Here is a 17,819-nt window from a genome sequence, read left to right as displayed (position 1 = left end):
GCTCCGGTCGGGCGGTCACCGCTCGGGGTGATGTCCCCGCTCCTCCGGCGCGTCCCGGTTCACCCCGGCCGGGCCCGGGTACGGGGCAGTCATGAGCGACCAGACGACGCAGACCGACCCGTCCGAGCAGTACGACCAGCCCGCGAGCGCCGGCGAGGAGATCGCCCACCCGGGTCTCACCTCCGACATGGGCGACCAGCCCGACCACGGCGAGGAGTCCTACCGCGGGAGCGACCGGCTGACCGGCAAGCGCGCGATCGTCACCGGTGGCGACTCCGGCATCGGTCGCGCCGTGGCCCTGGCCTTCGCCCGCGAGGGGGCCGACGTGCTGATCAGCTACCTCCCCGAGGAGGAGGAGGACGCCGCCGAGACCGCGCGGCTGGTCGAGGCGGCCGGCCGCAGGGCCGTGCGCTGCCCCGGCGACATCCGCGACGAGGAGCAGTGCCGGAAGGTCGTCGACACCGCCGTCGCCGAGCTCGGCGGCATCGACATCCTCGTGAACAACGCCGCGTACCAGATGGTGCAGATGGGCGGGATCGCCGACATCAGCACCGAGCAGTGGGACCGGGTGATGAAGACGAACCTCTACGCCATGTTCTGGCTGTGCAAGCTCGCGCTGCCGCACCTGCAGGCCGGGTCCACGATCATCAACACCGCGTCCATCCAGGCGACCTCGCCGTCGCCGGAGCTGCTCGACTACGCCACGACCAAGGCCGGCATCCACAACTTCACCAAGGCCCTCGCGGCCCAGGTCGCGGAGAAGGGCATCCGGGTCAACGCCGTCGCCCCGGGCCCCATCTGGACGCCGCTGATCCCCGCGACCATGCCCACGGAGAAGTCCGAGAGCCACGGCGAGAGCACCCCCCTCGGCCGCGCGGGCCAGCCGGCCGAAGTCGCCCCCGCGTACGTGTTCTTCGCCTCGCAGGAGTCCAGCTACGTCACCGCCGAGATGCTGGGCGTGACCGGCGGGAACCCGACGTCGTGAAGATCCGCCTCAAGCCCCTCGACGAGCAGGTCGTCGTCGTCCTCGGCGCGTCGAGCGGCATCGGCCGGGCCTCGGCCCTGCGCCTCGCGGCGCGCGGCGCGAGGCTCGTCGTCGGCGCTCGCAGCCAGCCCGGGCTCGCCAGCCTGGTGCAGGAGATCACGGCGGCCGGCGGCGAGGCCGTCCACCTGGTCTGCGACGCCGCCGACCCCGACCAGGTGCAGCGGCTGGCGGACCTCGCGGTCAGCCGGTTCGGCCGCATCGACACCTGGGTGAACGCCGCGGCGCTGTCGCTCTTCGCGACGTTCGAGGACACGACGCCGGCCGAGTTCCGCCGGGTGGTCGAGGTGAACTACCTCGGCCAGGTGCACGGCGCGCTCGCCGCGCTGCCGCACCTGCGGGCGGCGGGTCAGGGCGCGCTCATCTCGATCTCCTCGGTCGAGAGCCGGGTGGCCCTGCCGCTGCACGCCGCGTACAGCGCGGGCAAGCACGCGGTGCAGGGGGCGATGGACGCGCTGCGGCGCGACCTGATCGCCGACGGGGCGCCGATCTCGGTGACCACCGTGAAGCCCGCCACCATCGACACCCCGCTGTTCACCAACTCGCGGAACAAGATGGACCGCAGGCCGAAGGGTCCGCCGCCGGTCTACTCGCCCGAGGTCGTCGCCGCCTGCGTCGAGCACGCGGCCGAGCACCCCGTGCGCGACCTGCTCGCCGGCGGCGCCGCGGCGCAGATGCTCGCGACGGAGGCCCTGGCGCCGAAGGTCATGGACCTGCTGCTGGCCAAGGTCGCGATCCGCGCCGAGTCGACCCGCGAGAAGGTGCCGGGCGGGTCGCCCGGCAACCTCGACGCGCCGACCTCGGACGACCGCGTGAAGGCTGACCTCCACGGCCGGCCGAGCCTCTTCACGTGGCTCCAGCTGCACCCGCGGGCCCGGGTCCTGACCGCGGCGGGCGCGCTCGCCGCGCCGACGCTGGTGCGGCGGTTCAGACGGGCCTGACCAAGCTCGGCACAGGCTCGGGCCACCCGGCACCGTCAGTCGTGGACTGGTTCGCCGGTGACCTGGTGGTCGGCCTGGAACAGGGCCTCCTCCAGCAGCCGGCGGACGTGGCCGCCACGGATCCGGTAGACGACCCGCCGCCCGTCACGCTCGCCCTCGACCAGGCCGGCGAGCCGGAGCCGGGAGAGGTGCTGGCTCGCCGCCGTGGGGCTGCAGCCTGCGGCGGCCGCCAGGGTGGTCACGTCCGCGCCCTGCTCCCGGATGGCCCACAGCAGCCGGACGCGGGTGGGTTCGGCGAGCAGGCCGAAGGCCGTCACCGCGGCGCCGACCTGGGCCTCGCTCGGCTGCCGCGGGTGCGCGGCGGGTCGGGCCTGCCCACCCACGCGCTGCTCAGGACCCACCCGTGCAGCCTACGGACCGCCCGACACCTGCATGTTTGCGCAGGTAACGTGGTGTCGTTCCTCGACCAGAACGGCGTCCCATGAGCCACACCCGCGAAGCCCGCGAGCACGAGCACGACCTCCACGAGCGCGGGCACGAGCACGAGCACGACGAGCACGAGCACCCCACGAACCTGGCGGGCCGGGTCCGGCACACCGTCTCCGAGCTGTTCGGGGGGCACTCCCACGACACGGCCGACCAGATCGACGACGCGCTCGAGGCCAACCAGGCCGGGCGCCGGGCGCTGCTCATCAGCCTCGTCGGCCTGGGCGCGACCGCGATCCTCCAGGGGGTCGTCGTCGTCCTGTCGGGCTCCGTAGCCCTGCTGGGCGACACGCTGCACAACGTCGCCGACGCCCTCACGGCCGTCCCGCTGCTCATCGCCTTCGCCCTCGGGCGCCGGGCCGCGTCCAAGCGCTTCACGTACGGCTACGGCCGCGCCGAGGACCTCGCCGGCCTGTTCGTGGTCGCGATGATCGCGCTGTCGGCGGCGCTGGCGGCGTACGAGGCGGTCCGCCGGCTGCTCGACCCGCGCGACGTCACCCACCTCTGGGCGGTGGCCGGCGCGGCCGTGGTCGGCTTCCTCGGCAACGAGCTCGTCGCCCGCTACCGCATCCGGGTCGGGCGTCAGATCGGCTCCGCCGCCCTCGTGGCGGACGGGCTGCACGCGCGCACGGACGGCTTCACCAGCCTCGCGGTGCTCCTCGGCGCGGGCGGTGTCGCCCTGGGCTGGCGGTGGGCCGACCCCGTCGTCGGCCTGCTGATCACCGTCGCCATCCTCGGCGTCCTGCGCTCGGCGGTCGTCCAGGTCGGCGCGCGGCTGATGGACGCCGTGGACCCCGCGACGGTCGACCAGGCGCTCGCCGTGGTCGGGGCGGTGGACGGTGTGCGGGCCGTCCCGGACCTGCGCCTGCGCTGGATCGGGCACACCCTGCACGCGGAGGCCGACGTCACGGTGGACCCCGGGCTCACCGTCGTCGAGGGGCACGACCTCGCCCACCACGTCGAGCAGCACCTGATCGCGTACGTCGGCCGGCTCGGCTCGGCCACCGTGCACGTGAGCCCTGCGGCCTGAGCCGGCCGGTTCATCGTCCCTTCATGGAGGTCGGCCTAGCGTCGCAGGCATGACTCCAGCGCTGGCCGTACGGGCCGAGGGACTGACGAAGCGCTTCGGTGCGCTGACCGCGGTGGACGCGATCTCGATCCAGGTCTCGGAGGGCGAGGTCTACGGCGTCCTCGGGCCCAACGGCGCCGGCAAGACGACCTTCCTGCGGATGCTCTTCGGGCTGATCCGGCCCGACGCCGGGAGCCTCGAGGTCTTCGGCCGCACGTGGGAGCGCGACGGCACGGCCGCGCTGGAGGGTGTCGCCGGCTTCATCGAGAGCCCGCGCTTCTACCCCTACCTGACCGGTCGCCGGAACCTCGAGCTGCTCGCCGGCCTGGACGGCGGGACCGGTGCCCGGACCATCGCCGAGGTCCTCGACGTGGTCGACCTGACCGGGCGCGGGGGCGACAAGGTCGCCGGCTACTCCTTCGGCATGCGTCAGCGGCTCGGCGTCGCCGCCTCGCTCCTGCGCGAGCCCCGTCTGCTCGTCCTCGACGAGCCCGCCAACGGCCTCGACCCGGCCGGCATCCGGGACATGCGGGCGCTGGTCAAGCGCCTCACCTCCTCCGGGCTGACGGTCCTGCTGAGCAGCCACGACATGGACGAGGTCGAGGAGATCTGCGACAACGTCACGATCATGAAGCGCGGCTCCGTCGCCTTCCACGGCACCATCACCGAGCTGCGGCACCAGGCCCCGCCCCAGGCCCACCTGCTCTCGACCTCCGACGACGCCGCCGCGCTGGCCCTGGGGCAGGGCCGCGAGGGGCTGGGCGTCACCTCCGCCGACGGCCGGCTCGCCGTCCGCGGGAGCCAACCCGTGATCGACGCGTACGTGGCGGCCGTCGTGGGTGCCGGGGTCGCGGTCCGCAGCCTGACGCTCGGAGAGGCGCCGCTGGAGGCGCTGTTCTTCATGCTCACCGAGTCCGCCCCCGCCGACGCCGACCAGCTGACCCGCACCGACCTCGAGGAGACCTCGCGATGAGCGCCACGACCGACGACCGCGCCGTGACCCGCTCCCGTCCCGTCGGCGGCAGCCCCCGACGGGCGGGCTCCGCAGCGGCCTTCCGCTGGGAGGTCGTCAAGCTCGCCGCCCTGGTCCGCACGCGGGCGATGCTCCTCGGGTGCCTGGTCGCGCCGCCGGTCGTCGTCCTCGTGCTCCGCAGCCAGCGGCCGCCGGCCGACACGCTCTTCGGCCGCCACGTCCACGAGTCGGGCTACGCCGTGCCGCTGCTGCTGCTCGGCTTCCTCGTCCAGTGGGTGTTCCCGCTGCTGGCCAGCCTCGTCGCGGGCGACATCTTCGCCAGCGAGGACCAGCACGGGACCTGGAAGACGATCCTGACCCGTTCGGTGAGCCGCACCCAGGTGTTCTGGGCCAAGACCCTCGCCGCGGTCGCCTTCGCGGTGACCAGCTTCCTCGTGCTGGCGGCGAGCGCGATCGTCTCGTCGGTCCTCCTCGTCGGCACGCAGCCGCTCACGGGCCTGACCGGCCAGACCATCCCCCCGTCGCACGCCCTCGGCCTTGTCGTCGCCGCCTGGCTCTCGACCCTGCCCGCCCTGGTGGGCTTCACGGCGCTGGCGATCCTGCTGTCGGTCCGGACCCGCAACCCTGCGCTCGGGGTCGTCGGACCGGTCGTGGTCGGCCTCGCCATGGGGCTCCTCGGGTCCGTCAGCGGCATCGGCCTGCTGCGTCGCGCGCTCTTGAGCACCTCGCTCGAGTCCTGGCACGGGTTCTTCGCCGCCGCACCCTTCACCGGTCCCTTCCTGGACGGGCTGGTCGCCGCCGGTGTCTGGACCCTCGTCTGCCTCGCCCTCGCCTACTCGTCGCTGCGCCGCCGCGACATCATCGGAGGTTGATCGTGCCGAACCCCACCCGCCAGCACCCCCGCGAACACCAGCACCCCCGCGAGCACCAGGACGCCGGCGAGCGCCAGGAGACGGCCGGACGCCGGCGTCCCTCGGCGCTCCGCTGGCTGCGGCCCGCCGTCGGAGCGGCTGCCGTCGTCGTCGCCGCGTCCCTCCTGGCAACGGCCGGTGGCCCGGACGTCACGCGCCCCCGCCTCGAGAGCTCTCTCGACGCCGCGTTCGCCCACCTCTACGTGCAGCAGCAGCAGCTGCTCGGCCACCCCGGGGTGACCACCGCCTCGATGGGCACCAGCAGCACCTGCGACCGCGGCGGACCGACCGTGACCGACGTCGGGGCCGGAAGCGACTGGATCTGCATGGTCACCTGGGTCGACGACGCGGCCAAGAGCCAGACCGGCAAGTTCGAGCTGCAGGTCCACGCCAGCTCCTGCTACACCGCCAACGGTCCGGCCAGCCTGGTGGGCAGCTTCACCCTGACCGACACGTCCGGGAGGGAGGTCCAGAACCCGGTCAACGCGTTCGACGTCTGCTTCGACCCCGACGCGTGAGGCCCGACCGGTCCCGCAGACGGGGCATGACCACTAGGTTCGGACGGCGGAGGGGTGCGTCTCGATGAAGATCCTGGTGGCCGAGGACGACGTCCGGCTGGCCGACCTGCTCGGGCTGTCGTTGGCGGAGGCCGGGTGGGAGGTGGAGACCCACCACGACGGGCGGGCCGCGTACGACGCCGCGCTGGTGGGGGGCGACCTCGACGTCCTGCTGCTCGACCGGATGCTGCCCGGGCTCGACGGGGCCACCATCAGCCGCCGGCTGCGCCAGCACGGGGTCCGGACGCCGATCATGATGCTGACCGCGCGGACCAGCCTCGAGGACCGCGTGGGCGGGCTCGACGCGGGCGCGGACGACTACCTCGCCAAGCCGTTCGAGCTCGACGAGCTGCTCGCCCGCCTGCGCGCCCTGCACCGCCGCTCGGGCAGGGAGGACGCCGACGAGCTGCTGCGTGCCGGCGACCTGGTCGTCGACCCGCGGGCCCGCCGCGCCACGCGCGCCGGCGAGGAGCTGAACCTGTCGGCGCGCGAGTTCGCCATCCTGCAGCTGCTGCTGGAGCGCGCCGGTGAGCTGGTCACCCGCGACGACGTCCTGGAGGCGGTGTGGGACTCCGAGACCGACCTGCGCAGCAACGTCATCGACGTGCACGTCTCCAGCCTCCGCGCCAAGATCGACCGGCCCTTCGGCACCAGCACCATCACCACGCTCCGCGGGTCCGGCTACCGCGTCGAAGCAGACCCCCGCTCGTGACGCCCTCGCTGGCCCGGCTGCCGCTGCGGGTCCGGCTCGTCGCCGGCTTCTCCGCCACCATGCTGCTCGTGCTGCTCGCCGCGGGCGGGTTCGTCTACTGGCGCGTGCACTTCGCGCTGGACCGGCAGCTCAACGAGGAGCTCGCCGGCACGTCGGCGCGGCTGAGCCCGCTCGTCACGGCCGACGGCGGTCTCGGGCCCGAGGCCTCCGCCACCGACCGCAACGAGATCTACCAGGTCCTCGACGCGCAGGGCCGGATCCTCGCTGGCAGCGCCACCGCGGGCACCTCCCCGCTGCTGGACCCCGTCGACGCCCGCGCCGCGCGCGTGGCTCCCGTGCGCCGCGACATCGGCGCCCTGCTCCCGATCGACCAGCACCCGCTGCGCGCGTACGCGGTCCCGCTCGCCGCCGCGCAGGCCCCCGCCAGCGTCCTCGTGGTCGCCGTCCGGCGCGATCACCGCGACGAGGCGCTGCTCGAGCTGCTCGTCCAGCTCGGCATCGCGGGGCTCGCCGCGCTGACGGTGACCGCCGCCGTCGGTTATCTGCTCGCCCGGTCCGCGCTCCGGCCCGTCGAGCGCTACAGGGCGCAGGCGGCGCAGATCGCCGAGGGCATCCCGCACGTCCGCCTCGAGGTCTCCGAGGAGCGCGACGACGAGGTGACCCGGCTCGGCCGCACGCTGAACACCATGCTCGAGGCCCTCGAGACCGCCGTCGAGCGCGAACGTGACTTCGTCCGCGACGCCAGCCACGAGCTCCGGACGCCCCTCACCCTGCTGACCACCCGCGTGCAGCTGGCCCTGAGCCGCCCGCGCAGCGTCGCCGAGCACGAGTCCGTCCTGCGGGAGGTCCGGACCGACCTCGACCGCCTGAACCGGCTGGCCGAGCACCTGCTCCGGGCCGGCACCCAGCGTCCGTCGGACGGCGAGGTGGGCGAGGAGGACGCGAGGCTCGACGAGGTCGTGCGCCGCGCGGCCGAGGACCGTGCGCGCGGCACCGGCGACCCGCCCGGGAGCAGCCCCGCGCTCCACGTGGAGGCGGGGGTCCCGGTCGCCGTGCGGCTCGCGGAGGTGGAGCTCGCGCAGGTCGTCGGCAACCTGCTCGACAACGCCGCGCTGCACGGACGCCCGCCGGTCCGCGCCCGCGTCGACCGGCCGGCCGCGGGCGTCGGCCGGCTCGAGGTGGACGACGCCGGGTCCGGGATGGACCCGCACCTGCTGGCCACGGCCACCCTGCGGTTCACGCGGTCGCCGGAGTCCCGGTCGCGGCCGGGGTTCGGGCTCGGGCTCTCCGTCGTCGCGGCGACGGTGGCCCGCAGCGGGGGCGAGCTGCGGCTCTGCCACGACGGGCACCACGAGAGCCACGGCACGGCGCTCCCGGTCACCTGCGACCACGGCCCCGGCATGACGGTGACCGTCCTGCTCCCGACGTCCGGACGGGCGGTGGTCGCCGCGGACGCCGACGAGCCCGTGCAGAACGACGAACACGCCGAGGTGTCACACCTGTGACATATCCTGGTGTCATGGAAGAACCGACAGCGCGGGGCTGGCTCGTCCTGCTGGTCCGGGTCCCCGCCGAGCCGGCCCGTCACAGGACGGCCGTGTGGCGCGAGCTGCGGCGCTCGGGTGCCGTCGCGCTGGGCCAGGCGACCTGGGCGCTGCCGGACCTGCCGGCGGTCTCCCCCGTGCTCGACCGGGTGCGCGCGCTGGTGGCCACCGCGGAGGGCACGCTGCTCGTGCTTGCGGCGCGGGGGCACGCCGAGGCGGACGCCCAGCACCTCGACGGGCTGTACGCCGCGGCGCGCGAGGCCGAGTGGACCGAGCTCGTCGCCGACTGCGGGAAGTACCTGGCCGAGCTCGACCACGAGGAGGAGATCGGCAAGTACACCCTCGCCGAGCTCGAGGAGGAGGAGCAGAGCCTCGACCGCCTCCGCCGGTGGTACCGCGACCTGCGTGCCCGGGACCTGCTGGGCGTGCCGGCGACGCGCGACGCGGGTGCGGAGCTGAAGCGGTGCGAGGCACGGTTCGACGCGTACGCGGAGAAGGTCTACGCGGTCCTCGGCCAGACCGGCGGACCGGCGTCGTGACCGTGTTCCACCCCCGGGGCTGGCTCGATCGCGTGTTCCTGGTGGGGATCGTGGCCAAGGGGCTGAACGGCCTCGTCGAGGTCGTCGGCGGCGCCCTGCTGCTGCTCGTGACCCCGGCTACCCTCCAGCGGCTCGCGGCCTCGTGGACCCACGGGGAGCTGTCCGAGGACCCCCACGACCTCGTGGCGACGCACCTGCTGCACACGGCGAACGGCCTGACCGGGCACGCGGTGCTCTTCGGCGCCGTGTACCTCCTGGTCCACGGACTCGTGAAGGTCGTGCTCGTGCTGGCGCTGCTGCGCGACAAGCTGTGGGCCTACCCCTGGCTGATCGTCGTGCTGCTGCTCTTCATCGCCTACCAGCTCTACCGCATCGTCCTCGACCCGACCGCCGGACTCGTCGGTCTGACGCTCTTCGACGCGGTCATCGTCGCCCTGACCTGGCGCGAGTGGCGCGTGCAACGCCGCCGACGTGCGGCCCCGGTCGTGGTGGCCGCGTGAGCGCGTCAGAGACGCGCGAGGAGCGCGCACCCGGACGGACCTGGTCGCCCTGGCGGGCCGTCGTCGGCTTCGGCGTCGTCAGCCTGTCGGCCGACATGGTCTACGAGGGGGCGCGCTCGATCACCGGCCCGCTGCTGGCGTCCCTCGGCGCGAGCGCGGTGCTGGTCGGCCTCGTCACCGGCGTCGGGGAGGCGATGGCCCTGCTGCTCCGGCTCGTCTCGGGGCGCTGGGCGGACCGCAGCGGGCGCTACTGGACCCTCACGATCGTCGGCTACGGCATCACCGCGGTCTGCGTGCCCGCGCTGGCCGTCACCCCGTTCCTGGGCGGCGCCGGGCTGGCGCTCGCGTGCGCGCTGATCCTGGCGGAACGCACCGGCAAGGCCGTGCGCAGCCCCGCCAAGACCGCGCTCCTCGCCCACGCGGCCAGCGGGGTCGGGCTGGGCCGGGGCTTCGCGGTGCACAAGGCCCTCGACCAGGCCGGTGCGGTGGCCGGGCCGCTGCTGGTCGCCGGCGTGGCCGCGCTCGCCGGCACCCTCTGGCCGGCGCTGGCCGTCCTGGTCGTGCCCGGCGTCGCCGCCCTGCTCGTCCTCGGCTGGATCCGCCGCCGTACGGGCAACCCGGACACCCGTCCGGCGACCGCCCCCACCGCCGCACCGACGCAAGGACCCCCGGGACCCGCGACCCGTCGCGCGGGCTGGTGGAACCCCGGTGACGGGCTCCCCCGCACCTTCTGGCTCTTCGCGGCCGCGGCGGGGGCGGCGACCGCCGGGCTCGTCACCTTCGGCGTCATCTCCTTCCACCTCACCCGCGAGCACGTCGTGCCGGTGGCGGCCGTCCCGCTCGTCTACGCCGCCGCGATGGGCGCCGAGGCCGTCGCGGCGCTGGCGACCGGCTGGCTCTTCGACCGGTTCCGGGGGCGGGTGCTGCTCGTCCTCCCGTTCCTCGTCGCCGCCGTCCCGCCGCTCGCCTTCACCGGCTCCGTGGTCGCCGTGCTCGTCGGCGTGCTGCTCTGGGGCGCGGCGATGGGCGTGCAGGACTCGACGGTCAAGGCGCTCGTCGCCGACCTCGTGCCGCCGGCGACCCGGGCGTCGGCGTACGGGCTGTTCGCGGCGGTGCAGGGCGGCGCGGCGGTGCTCGGCGGGGTCCTGGCCGGCAGCCTCTACGAACGGTCGCTGCCCGCGCTGGTCGTCGTGGTCGCCGCGACGCAGCTGGTGGCCCTGGTCCTGCTCGTCGTCACGCTGCGGCACGTCCGCCGGGCACGGGTCGCCACGACCGCCTGACGCGTGGGGACGGCCTAGCGGGCCCGCGGGTGCGCGCCGGCGTAGACCTCGCGCAGGTGGTCGACGGTGACGAGGGTGTAGATCTGCGTCGTGGTCACCGACGCGTGCCCGAGCAGCTCCTGCACCACGCGCACGTCGGCGCCGCCGTCGAGCAGGTGCGTGGCGAACGAGTGCCGCAACGTGTGCGGGCTGACCTCGCCGGGCACCCCGGCCTGCTCGGCCACCCGGCGCAGGACCGCGTACGCGCTCTGCCGCGACAGGCGCGCCCCGCGGGCGTTCAGGAGCAGGGCGGGCGTGCCGCGACCGCGGGCGGCGAGGGCGGGCCGGCCGCGGACGAGGTAGGCCTCGACCGCGCGGCGGGCGAAGGAGCCGAGCGGGACGACCCGCTCCTTGCTGCCCTTGCCGAGGACGCGGAGGCCCGCGAGCTCGTCGGGCGGCCCGGACAGGGCCCGGCTCAGGTCGTCGACGTCGAGGTCGACCATCTCGCTGATGCGCCCGCCGGTGCCGTAGAGGAGCTCGAGCAGGGCAGCGTCGCGCAGCCCCTCGGCGGTCTCGGTGGAGGGCAGGTCGAGCATCAGCTGCACCTGGTCGAGGGTGAGCGCCTTGGGCAGCCGGCGCGCCGGGCGGGGCGGGTGCACCTCGACGGCCGGGTCGGTCGTCGCGAGCCCGTCGGCCACGGCGAAGCGGTGCAGGCTGCGGACCGCCACGACGGCCCGGGCGATGCTGGCCGGGGCGAGGGGCGGCTGCGCCACGGAACCCTCCGTCCCCGGAACCCCCTCCGCCAGCGTCGACGCGTACGCCCCCACGTGCGCCGGCGTGACGTCGGCGACGTCGGTCACCCCCACCCCCGCGAGGTGGTCGGTGTAGCGGGCGAGGTCGCGCCGGTAGGCCGCCACGGTGTGCGCGGAGACACCCCGCTCGACGACGAGGTGATCGAGGTAGGCCGTGACGAGCCGTTCCAGACCGCTCAGGCGAGCACCTCGGCCACGGGACGCGCGGTGGTGCCGTGCGCCGCGGCGACGGGCGCGTTCATGAGCTCGCCGTCGTGGGTGTTGAGCCCGAGCGCGAGGGCCGGGTCGCGGCGCAGCGCCTCGCGCCAGCCGCGGTCGGCCAGGCTGGCGGCGTAGCGCAGCGTGACGTTGGTGAGCGCGTACGTCGACGTGTGCGGGACCGCGCCGGGCATGTTCGCGACGCAGTAGAAGACCGAGTCGTGCACCCGGAACGTCGGGTCCGCGTGGGTCGTCGGCCGGCTGTCCTCGAAGCAGCCGCCCTGGTCGATGGCGATGTCGACCAGCACGCTGCCGGGCTTCATGCGCGCGACCAGGTCGTTCGTCACGACCGTCGGTGCCTTGGCGCCCGGCACGAGCACCGCACCGACCACGAGGTCAGCCTCGAGCACGGCGCGCTCGACCTCGAAGCTGTTCGAGGCGACGGTCTTGATGTGGCCGCGGTAGAGCCGGTCCGCGTCGCGCAGCTTGTCGATGTTCAGGTCGAGCAGCGTCACCTCGGCCTGCATGCCGAGCGCGATCGTCGCCGCCTCCATGCCCGAGACGCCAGCGCCGATGACGACGACCTTGGCCGGGTGCGTCCCCGGGACCCCGCCCATGAGGGTTCCGCGGCCGCCCTGCGAGGCCATCAGGTGGTAGGCCCCGACCTGCGGCGCGAGCCGGCCGGCGACCTCGCTCATCGGCGCGAGCAGCGGCAGCGACCCGTTCGGGAGCTGGACGGTCTCGTACGCGATCCCCGTGACCCTGCGGTCGACCAGGGCGCGGGTGCAGGCGCGGTTCGCGGCCAGGTGGAGGTAGGTGAAGAGGACCTGCCCGGGCTGCATGCGGTCGTACTCGACCTCGACGGGCTCCTTGACCTTGAGCACCATCTCGGACTCGTGCCAGACCGGCTCCCAGCCCTCGACGACCTTGGCGCCCGCCGCCCCGTACGCGTCGTCCGGGATCGAGGAACCGACGCCGGCGCCGGACTGCACGAGGACCTCGTGACCGCGGCTGGTGAGCTCGTGCACGCCCGAGGGCGTGATGGCGACGCGGCCCTCGTTGTTCTTGACCTCGGTGGGTACTCCGACCTTCACGCGTCACTCCTGGGTTGGAGACGGCGGAGGTGTCCGGCCCACCCCGGCGTCTGCGGCACTGCTCCGACGAGGCGAGCATAGACGTGGGGCAGCCGGTCGGTGGGTGCGCCACGAGGGACGTCACCGCAGGCCGCGTGCGGGGTGCGCGCCGCCGTCGGTGCGCGGCCGGCGGGAGCCGCCACCGAGCCGTTCGCGACGTGCGCGCAGGTGGGCGCGCACGGGCTCGTCGCCGGTCAGCGCGACCGCCCGCTCGTACGCGGCGGCGGCCTCGACGGGCCGGCCGGCGGCCTCGAGCAGGTGGGCCCGCACCGCCCACCAGGGCTGGAAGCCGGCGGTGCCCGGTTCGTCGAGCAGTGCGTCCAGCCGGGCGAGGCCGGCGTCGGGCCCGTGCCGCCGCCCGGCCACGCTCGCGGCGGCGACGTGGGCGCCGAGCGTGGGAGCCACCGCGAGCAGGGCCGCGTAGAGCACCTCCAGCGCCGACCAGTCCGTCGTCCCGGTCCGGGCGCGGGCCACGTGCACGGCGGAGATCGCGGCCTCGAGCCGGTAGCGGCCCGGGGTCCCGCCGCCCGCCCGGAGCAGGAGGTCCTCACCGGCCCGGAGGAGGCCCGCGTCCCAGCGCCGAGGGTCCTGCTCCTCGAGCGGCACGTAGGGCGTGCCCTCCTCCGGCGCCCGTGCGTCGTCGAGCGTGACGAGCGCGGCCAGCCCCCACGCCTCGGGCTCGTCGCGCAGCAGCTCGGCCAGCGTCACCGCGAGGAACCGGGCCTCCCCGGCCAGCGCGCCGCGGCCCACGGCGTGGCACCCGTAGACCGCCTCGAGGACCGCCGGCAGCCGTCCCGGCAGCGCCGCGCGCGGAGGCACCGCGAAGGGGATCCGGGCGTCGCGGATCCGGCGCTTGGCCCTGACCAGCCGCTGGGCCATGGTGGACGTCGGCACGGCGAACGCCGCCGCGACCTCCGCCGCCTCGAAGCCGAGGACGGCCTGCAGCATCAGCGGCGTCCGCACGGCCGTGTCGATCGCCGGGTGGGCGCAGACGAAGAGCAGCTCGAGGCGGCGGTCCGGCAGCGTCGCGTCGGCCGCCCCGTCCTCGAGCACCCCCGGCGGCGGCACGGGGTCACGCACGTCGTCCACCTCCTCCCACCAGGCCCGGCGCCGGTGCCCGGCCGAGCGCCACACGTCGCGCTGCCGGTTGCGCGCGACGGTCAGCAACCACGCCTCCGGGTTGCCGGGCACGCCGGTCCGCGGCCAGGTGGTGAGCGCCTGCTCGAAGGCGTCGGCGAGCGCGTCCTCGGCCAGGGCCAGGTCGCCGGACGACGTGGCCAGCAGGGCCACGAGCCGCCCGTACGACCGCCGCGCCGCCTGCTCGGCGACGGCGGCGGCCGGCGTCCCGCTCAGGCGTTCGGGCGCCACTGGCCGTCGGCGTAGAAGACCGCGCCGGGCCGCACCTCGACGCCGCCCCACGCCACGGCGGGCGCCTGGCCGGCCCACTCGAGGGCCGCATCGAGGTCGGGCACGTCGAGCACGAAGGTGCCGCCGAGCTGCTCCTTGGTGTCGGCGTACGGGCCGTCCTGGACCTGGAGCACGCCGTCGCGGACGCGGACCGTCGTGGTCGCGACCGACAGCTGCAGGACCTCGGCCGAGAGCAGCACGCCCGCCGCGTCCAGGGTGGCGGCGTAGCTGGTGAAGGCCCGCTGACCCTCCGCGAGCTCCTCGGGGCTCAGCGAGCCGGACTGCTCGGGGTAGTGCAGCAGCAACGTGTAGCGCATCGTGGACCTCCTGGTGCCGGGGCCCGCTCGTCGGGCTCCTTCGCCGTCATGACGATCCTGCCCGTCCCCGATCGACACCGGCACCCGTCGACCGTCCGGACCGGGGTCACTGCTCGGCGAGGACCCGCCGGACCGCGGTCCGGACGTCCGGCGGCAGCTCGGGGTAGGCGGGCACGTAGACGACGTGCCGCATCAGGTCGGAGCCCGGCCCGTCGGGCAGCAGCGCCACGAGGTTGCTCGTCGCGGCGCTGGCGTCGACCCCGGCGGCGCGCAGCCGGGCGACGAGCGCCTCCGGGTCGGCGCTGCGGACGGGGAAGAGCCAGTGCGTCCGGGACACCCGGGCGCCCGGCTGGCGCAGCGTGTCGGGCAGCACGGCCCGCAGCCGCTCCCCCGCCGCGGTCCGCGAGCGCACCCGCGCGGGGCTCCCGTCCTCCGCCGACAACCGGCGGGCCATCGTCACGAGCAGGGCGCTGGACGGGCGGAGCCGGGCGCTGCGGCCCGGGCCCGGGGCGGGCGTACGGGTGGCCCGCTCGAGGACCGCGCCGGGCGAGGCGCCGAGCACCCGGCAGAGCAGGAGGAAGGCCCCGTACGCCCCCGGCTCGCCGAGCAGCAGCAGGGCCAAGGCCCGGAGCAGCCGGGCGGCGTGGTCGAGCCGGCTCTGCACGGGCCAGGCGCGGTGCAGCCGGCGCAGCCGCAGCAGCAGGGCGGGGTCCGCGACCCGGACCAGCGCGCCGCCAGCCGCCGTCGCGGTCTTCAGCAGGCCGAAGCTCACCAGCGTCACGTCCGCGGCCGACCGCAGCGTCTCCGGGCCGGTCCACGCCTGCGCCGCGTCCTCCACGAGCAGCAGCCCCCGGCGGCGGCAGAGGGCGGCGACCACCGACAGGTCGGCCCGACCGCCGAACAGCTGCGCCACCAGCACCGCCCGGGTGCGGTCGGTGACGACGGCCTCGAGCGCCGCCACGTCGGGCAGCAGGGTGTCGAGGTCGACCTCGACCGGGACCGCGACGAGGCCCGCCTCGCCCACGAGGGCGGCCATGCCCGGGTGGGTGATCGCGGAGAGCACGACCTCGGACCCGGGCGGCCAGGCGCAGGCCGCCAGCAGCAGCTCCCAGGCCGCCCGGACGGACAGCGCGGCGAACCCGTCGTCGGCCGCGTCGACCAGGGCGAGCAGCTCGCGCTCGCGGCGGCGACGGCCGCGGGCCGTGAGGACCGCGAGGAGCCCGTGGCCGACGTCGGCCGGCCGCAGGTCGAGCCGGTGGCGCGGGTGCACGGGCACAGCCGACCACGGAAGGACCCCGCACCGCAGGCAGACCCGCCGGACGGCGGTTCACGGAGGGCTGCCGGGACCTCAGGGACCGGCGGCGTCCGGGTCGCCGCGTCGGTGCAGCAGGGCGACGGAGCTGCTCGCGCGGGCGGTTCGGGTCGCACCGAACGGCACCACGCAGGCGACCGCGAGGGCCAGCAGGACGCTCGACTCGCGCAGCAGCGGTCCCGGCGCCCCGACGTGCAGCAGCAGGGCCTGGACGGGGATGCCAGTCAGCAGCAGGACCGCCGCCGTCCAGGTCGCCGCGCCGACCCGTCCGAGCGCGGGACCGCACGCCGCCGCGAGGACCAGCGGCACCTGGTGGTGGCTCCACGACACCGGCGACACCAGCACGGCCACGGCCCCCACGACGACGGCGCCCGCCAGCACCTCGCCCCGGCGGTGCGCGAACCGGGCGCGCCGGTACCCCAGGACCATCACGAGGGCGACGACGACGAGCAGCGCGACGAGCACCGGCCCGCTCCCGGTGCCCAGGCCCGAGCGGGTGAGGAGGCCGACGAGCGAGGCGTTGTCGCCCTGCCCGAGGTCCTGGAACGGCCGGTCCTCGCCGAGCGAGGCGACGAAGCGGCGCGAGTCGGCGGGCGCGAGCCACCACCCGACGGCCGCGGCCGCCGCCCACGTGACGAGAGCGGTTCCTGCCGCGCGGCGCCGCCCGGTGAACCACAGGTAGGGGACGAAGACGAGCGGCGTGAGCTTCAGGGCCGCGGCCAGCCCGGTCGCGACGCCGGCGAACCGGCGCGGTGCGAGGTCCACGGCATCGACCAGCGCGAGCAGGGTGACGAGGAGGCTCACCTGACCGAGGAAGATCCCGCTGAACACCGGGTAGGTCAGCAGCAGCACCGTCGCGACGAGCGGGACCCGGACACCGGGCGCCAGGCGGGCGAGCGCGGGCAACCGGCTCCTCCGAACCACCACCCAGGCGAGCACCACGACCTGGGCGCACGACAGCAGCGTCCACACCACGCGGGCGACGAGGTCCGGCAGGACGGCGACCGGGACCAGCAGCAGCCCCGCGAACGGCGGGTAGACGAACCGGTCGCCGTTGGCCGCGGCGAAGCCGTAGAGGCTGCCGCCGTCGAGCGGCGCCCGGACGGCGCCCGTGTAGACACCGAGGTCCGACATCCCGTCGGGACCGGCGGGCCGGCGTACGGCGATGTGCACCAGCACGGCCGTGCACACCGCGAAGACGGCCCAGGCCGTGCGGGCGGGCCAGGTGCGGCGGAGCGGGAGGGTGGTGCGGGAGCGGGCCAACGCCGCCTCCTCGGGAGGTGGGCAGGTCGGCCCGCTGCTGGACCCCGGACCCGCTTACCTCCGGGCTGCCCGGCCAAACCGTTTCGTCGGGCAGGGAAGTTGCTCGATCGGACGACCGAGATCGACCAGGCGGTGCCGGCTGAGCGCGACGCAGACGACCCGCCGCCGTGTCGGGCGCCGGAACGAGCAGGTCAGTCGGGCAGCAGGCCCGCGGCAGCGAGCGCGTCGCGCGCGGGCCAGGGTGCGTCGGCGGGCCGCAGCGAGGCGAACCCGTCGCGCAGCCGCGCCGCACCCGCGGCGAGGACACCGCTGACCAGCGTCGGGTTGTGCAGGCGGCCGTCGAGGACCGCGTCGAAGAGGTCGTCCAGGGACGCCCAGACGGTGTCCATCTCGGCCTCCTCGCCCTCGGCCGTGAAGCCCTCGGGGCGGTCCGCCGGCGCCAGGTCGCGGGCCAGGTAGACCCGCAGCCCCTCGCCGATGATCCCGGGGGTGCTGAAGAGGTCGACGAGCACGTTCCAACGCCCGGCCGACAGCCCGACCTCCTCGGCCAGCTCACGCTGCGCCGCGACGAGCGGGTCCTCCCCGGCGTGGTCCAGCAGGCCGGCGGGCGGCTCGGTCAGGCGGTGGCGCACCGGGTGGCGGTACTGCCGCACGAGGACGACCTGCTCGTCGTCGTCGAGGGCGATGATGCCGACGGCTCCCGGGTGACGCAGGTACTCGCGCGTCATCTCGCCGCCGTCGGGCGTACGGACGACGTCCTGCGCGAACGTCGCGACGTGACCCTCCGCCAGCACCTCGGTGGAGAGGACGGGCCAGGCCAGCGGGAGGTCGGCCAGCTCGGCGG

Annotated in this window: 19 protein-coding genes; 11 read left to right on the top strand and 8 right to left on the bottom strand. The window is 75.4% G+C overall.

The genetic code is table 11. The features are described from left to right. Positions 1–91 precede the first annotated feature (91 nt). Positions 92–985: an SDR family oxidoreductase gene (locus ABD665_RS19695; RefSeq protein ID WP_204912877.1), complete on the top strand. Its 894-nt coding sequence runs from the start codon at positions 92–94 to the stop codon at positions 983–985. Further along, the gene (locus ABD665_RS19690; protein WP_204912878.1) at positions 982–1,983 is read left to right on the top strand and encodes an SDR family oxidoreductase; all 1,002 of its coding nucleotides are present in this window, start codon (positions 982–984) and stop codon (positions 1,981–1,983) included. Before ABD665_RS19695 ends, ABD665_RS19690 begins: the two co-directional genes overlap by 4 nt. Positions 1,984–2,018: 35 nt before the next feature. Here the strand turns inward: ABD665_RS19690 and ABD665_RS19685 are convergent, their stop codons facing one another. Continuing rightward, the gene (locus tag ABD665_RS19685) at positions 2,019–2,384 is read right to left on the bottom strand and encodes an ArsR/SmtB family transcription factor (RefSeq protein WP_344742847.1); all 366 of its coding nucleotides are present in this window, start codon (positions 2,382–2,384) and stop codon (positions 2,019–2,021) included. Positions 2,385–2,464: 80 nt separating this feature from the next. Here ABD665_RS19685 and ABD665_RS19680 point away from each other — a divergent pair, with 80 nt between their 5' ends. From ABD665_RS19680 to ABD665_RS19640, 9 genes are all read left to right on the top strand, one after another. Then, complete coding sequence (locus tag ABD665_RS19680; protein ID WP_204912879.1) at positions 2,465–3,499, top strand: cation diffusion facilitator family transporter; 1,035 nt, start codon at positions 2,465–2,467, stop codon at positions 3,497–3,499. Positions 3,500–3,548: 49 nt separating this feature from the next. Further along, positions 3,549–4,511, top strand: coding sequence for an ATP-binding cassette domain-containing protein (locus ABD665_RS19675; protein WP_204912880.1), 963 nt, complete (start codon positions 3,549–3,551; stop codon positions 4,509–4,511). Then, positions 4,508–5,383 carry an ABC transporter permease gene (locus ABD665_RS19670; RefSeq protein ID WP_204912881.1) on the top strand — a complete coding sequence of 292 codons (876 nt, stop codon included), beginning with the start codon at positions 4,508–4,510 and terminating at the stop codon, positions 5,381–5,383. The genes ABD665_RS19675 and ABD665_RS19670 overlap by 4 nt, the downstream gene beginning before the upstream one ends. 2 nt (positions 5,384–5,385) lie before the next feature. Further along, positions 5,386–5,940, top strand: coding sequence for a hypothetical protein (locus ABD665_RS19665; protein ID WP_204912882.1), 555 nt, complete (start codon positions 5,386–5,388; stop codon positions 5,938–5,940). A 64-nt stretch (positions 5,941–6,004) separates the two neighbouring features. Next, positions 6,005–6,691 (top strand): response regulator, encoded by a 687-nt coding sequence (locus ABD665_RS19660; RefSeq protein WP_204912883.1) that lies wholly within the window; start codon positions 6,005–6,007, stop codon positions 6,689–6,691. Next, entirely contained in the window at positions 6,688–8,196 is a 1,509-nt protein-coding gene (locus tag ABD665_RS19655; RefSeq protein ID WP_344742842.1) for an ATP-binding protein, read from the top strand. The genes ABD665_RS19660 and ABD665_RS19655 overlap by 4 nt, the downstream gene beginning before the upstream one ends. 14 nt (positions 8,197–8,210) lie before the next feature. Further along, a complete protein-coding gene (locus ABD665_RS19650; protein WP_204912884.1) occupies positions 8,211–8,774 on the top strand; it encodes a Chromate resistance protein ChrB in 564 nt (187 codons plus the stop codon). Next, on the top strand, positions 8,771–9,274 hold the full coding sequence (locus ABD665_RS19645; RefSeq protein WP_204912885.1) for a DUF2127 domain-containing protein: 504 nt from the start codon (positions 8,771–8,773) through the stop codon (positions 9,272–9,274). The genes ABD665_RS19650 and ABD665_RS19645 overlap by 4 nt, the downstream gene beginning before the upstream one ends. Then, positions 9,271–10,554: an MFS transporter gene (locus tag ABD665_RS19640; protein WP_344742839.1), complete on the top strand. Its 1,284-nt coding sequence runs from the start codon at positions 9,271–9,273 to the stop codon at positions 10,552–10,554. The genes ABD665_RS19645 and ABD665_RS19640 overlap by 4 nt, the downstream gene beginning before the upstream one ends. A 14-nt stretch (positions 10,555–10,568) precedes the next feature. Here ABD665_RS19640 and ABD665_RS19635 read toward each other — a convergent pair whose 3' ends face one another. The 7 genes from ABD665_RS19635 to ABD665_RS19605 form a co-directional block, all read right to left on the bottom strand. Continuing rightward, positions 10,569–11,525 (bottom strand): tyrosine recombinase, encoded by a 957-nt coding sequence (locus ABD665_RS19635; protein WP_204914712.1) that lies wholly within the window; start codon positions 11,523–11,525, stop codon positions 10,569–10,571. Beyond that, positions 11,522–12,637, bottom strand: a complete 1,116-nt coding sequence (gene ald, locus ABD665_RS19630) for an alanine dehydrogenase (protein WP_204912886.1) — start codon at positions 12,635–12,637, stop codon at positions 11,522–11,524. The genes ABD665_RS19635 and ald overlap by 4 nt, the downstream gene beginning before the upstream one ends. Positions 12,638–12,757: 120 nt before the next feature. After that, a complete protein-coding gene (locus tag ABD665_RS19625) occupies positions 12,758–14,044 on the bottom strand; it encodes a DUF6596 domain-containing protein (protein WP_204912887.1) in 1,287 nt (428 codons plus the stop codon). Then, on the bottom strand, positions 14,026–14,400 hold the full coding sequence (locus ABD665_RS19620; protein WP_204912888.1) for a YciI family protein: 375 nt from the start codon (positions 14,398–14,400) through the stop codon (positions 14,026–14,028). Before ABD665_RS19620 ends, ABD665_RS19625 begins: the two co-directional genes overlap by 19 nt. A gap of 106 nt (positions 14,401–14,506) precedes the next feature. Next, a complete protein-coding gene (locus ABD665_RS19615; protein ID WP_204912889.1) occupies positions 14,507–15,670 on the bottom strand; it encodes an aminotransferase class I/II-fold pyridoxal phosphate-dependent enzyme in 1,164 nt (387 codons plus the stop codon). A gap of 78 nt (positions 15,671–15,748) precedes the next feature. Next, positions 15,749–16,975 carry a glycosyltransferase 87 family protein gene (locus tag ABD665_RS19610; RefSeq protein ID WP_204912890.1) on the bottom strand — a complete coding sequence of 409 codons (1,227 nt, stop codon included), beginning with the start codon at positions 16,973–16,975 and terminating at the stop codon, positions 15,749–15,751. Between the two features lie 191 nt (positions 16,976–17,166). Next, entirely contained in the window at positions 17,167–17,811 is a 645-nt protein-coding gene (locus ABD665_RS19605) for an NUDIX domain-containing protein (protein ID WP_344742900.1), read from the bottom strand. Positions 17,812–17,819: the final 8 nt, after the last annotated feature.

The sequence above is a fragment of the Microlunatus spumicola genome (genome assembly GCF_039536445.1).
Classification (GTDB): domain Bacteria; phylum Actinomycetota; class Actinomycetes; order Propionibacteriales; family Propionibacteriaceae; genus Microlunatus; species Microlunatus spumicola.
The sequence above is the reverse complement of the archived record's forward strand: the minus strand, read 5'-3'. Positions and strand labels throughout refer to the sequence as shown.

What these genes read in the sequence shown, in the direction of transcription:
- ABD665_RS19620 (WP_204912888.1), bottom strand. Translation starts at nt 14,400, where the DNA reads ATGCGCTACACGTTGCTGCTGCACTACCCCGAGCAGTCCGGCTCGCTG.
- ABD665_RS19670 (WP_204912881.1), top strand. Translation starts at nt 4,508, where the DNA reads ATGAGCGCCACGACCGACGACCGCGCCGTGACCCGCTCCCGTCCCGTC.
- ABD665_RS19680 (WP_204912879.1), top strand. Translation starts at nt 2,465, where the DNA reads ATGAGCCACACCCGCGAAGCCCGCGAGCACGAGCACGACCTCCACGAG.
- ABD665_RS19650 (WP_204912884.1), top strand. Translation starts at nt 8,211, where the DNA reads ATGGAAGAACCGACAGCGCGGGGCTGGCTCGTCCTGCTGGTCCGGGTC.
- ABD665_RS19675 (WP_204912880.1), top strand. Translation starts at nt 3,549, where the DNA reads ATGACTCCAGCGCTGGCCGTACGGGCCGAGGGACTGACGAAGCGCTTC.
- ABD665_RS19660 (WP_204912883.1), top strand. Translation starts at nt 6,005, where the DNA reads ATGAAGATCCTGGTGGCCGAGGACGACGTCCGGCTGGCCGACCTGCTC.
- ABD665_RS19695 (WP_204912877.1), top strand. Translation starts at nt 92, where the DNA reads ATGAGCGACCAGACGACGCAGACCGACCCGTCCGAGCAGTACGACCAG.